The sequence below is a fragment of the Alicycliphilus sp. T452 genome, from assembly GCF_054512775.1.
In genome coordinates this window covers 1-1,320 of the sequence record NZ_JBTNEH010000067.1, presented here as the reverse complement: position 1 = coordinate 1,320, position 1,320 = coordinate 1, and the positions used below count along the sequence as shown (strand labels likewise).

1 protein-coding gene and 1 other annotated feature are annotated in these 1,320 nt (G+C 63.6%); the gene reads right to left on the bottom strand.

Going from position 1 to position 1,320, the window contains the following annotated elements:
• Positions 1-34: 34 nt before the first annotated feature.
• Positions 35-1,269, bottom strand: a protein-coding gene (locus tag ACX12L_RS22910) for an IS3 family transposase (RefSeq protein ID WP_085945337.1) whose coding sequence is annotated in 2 segments (ribosomal slippage) — positions 35-981 and positions 981-1,269 — 1,236 coding nt in all. Because the reading frame shifts where the segments join, the coding sequence is not laid out codon by codon here.
• Positions 875-991 (bottom strand) — a sequence feature (AL1L pseudoknot). It overlaps the preceding gene by 117 nt.
• Positions 1,270-1,320: the final 51 nt, after the last annotated feature.

Sequence of the window (1,320 nt, the reverse complement as noted above, 5' to 3'; positions counted from 1 at the left end):
TGAACCGCCCCGGCTTTCAAGGAGGCCGATTGGTTTAAGTTGACACCTCTGTCGAGGTGTCGCTGACGGCGAGTTGCCTCCAGTAGTTTGCCTCAGCTTCTGCCGGAGGGATGCCCCCAATCGGCGTGAGCAGTCGGACGTGATTGAACCAGTGCACCCACTGCAGGGTGGCCAGCTCCACGGATTCCCTGGTCTTCCAGGGTCCCCGGCGGTGAATCAGCTCGGCCTTGTACAGCCCGTTGATGGTCTCGGCCAGTGCGTTGTCGTAGCTGTCACCCCGGCTGCCCACTGATGGCTGGATACCCGCCTGGTCCAAGCGTTCGGTGTAGCGTATGGAAACGTATTGACTGCCCCTGTCGGAATGGTGCGTCAAGGCATGGGCTGCTGGCTGGCGGTCATACAGCGCCTGCTCCAGCGCATCCAGCACGAAGTCCGTTTGCATGCTGCGGCTGACCCGCCAGCCCACGATGCGCCGGGCGTACACGTCCACCACGAAGGCCACGTACAACCAGCCCTGCCAGGTGGAGACGTAGGTGAAGTCCGACACCCACAGCTCGTTGGGCCGGCTGGCCTTGAATTGCCGGTTGACGTGGTCCAGCGGGCACGGTGCCGATGTGTCCGGCGTGGTGGTGCGCACTGTCTTGCCACGGCGTGCTCCTTGCAAGCCCATGGCACGCATCAGGCGCTCGACCGTGCAGCGCGCCACTGCGATGCCCTCGCGGTTCATCTGCAGCCAGACCTTATCGGCCCCGTAGACCTGCCAGTTGGCGTGCCACACGCGCTGGATGTCGGCTTTCAAACCCTCGTCACGCTGGACGCGTTGACTGCGCAGTTGCGGGTTGCGTTGCCGGGCTGCGTGGCGCCAGTAACACGACGGGGCCATCTGCAGCACCCGGCAGATGGGCTCGACCCCGTAGTCATCACGGTGGCGGTCGATGTAGTTCTTCAAGACTTCAATCGGCGGTCGAGCTCCGCCTGCGCGAAAAACGCGCTGGCCGTCTTCAGGATGTCGTTGGCCCGGCGCAGCTCTTTGACCTCACGCTCCAGTTCCTTGATGCGCTGGGCGTCTGCCGTGGTGGTGCCGGGGCGCTGGCCGCTGTCGACCTCGGCCTTCTTGACCCAGTCATTCAAGGTCTGCGGCACGCAGCCAATCTTGGGCGCAATCGATTCAATGGCTGCCCACAGCGACGGGTAGTCGGCTCGGTGCTCCTGCACCATGCGAACGGCGCGCTCGCGGACTTCCGGGGAGAACTTCGGTGACTTGTTCATGGCTCCATCTTCTCAAGAGTTGGTGCCTCCTCGAAATCCGGGGCTGTTCAG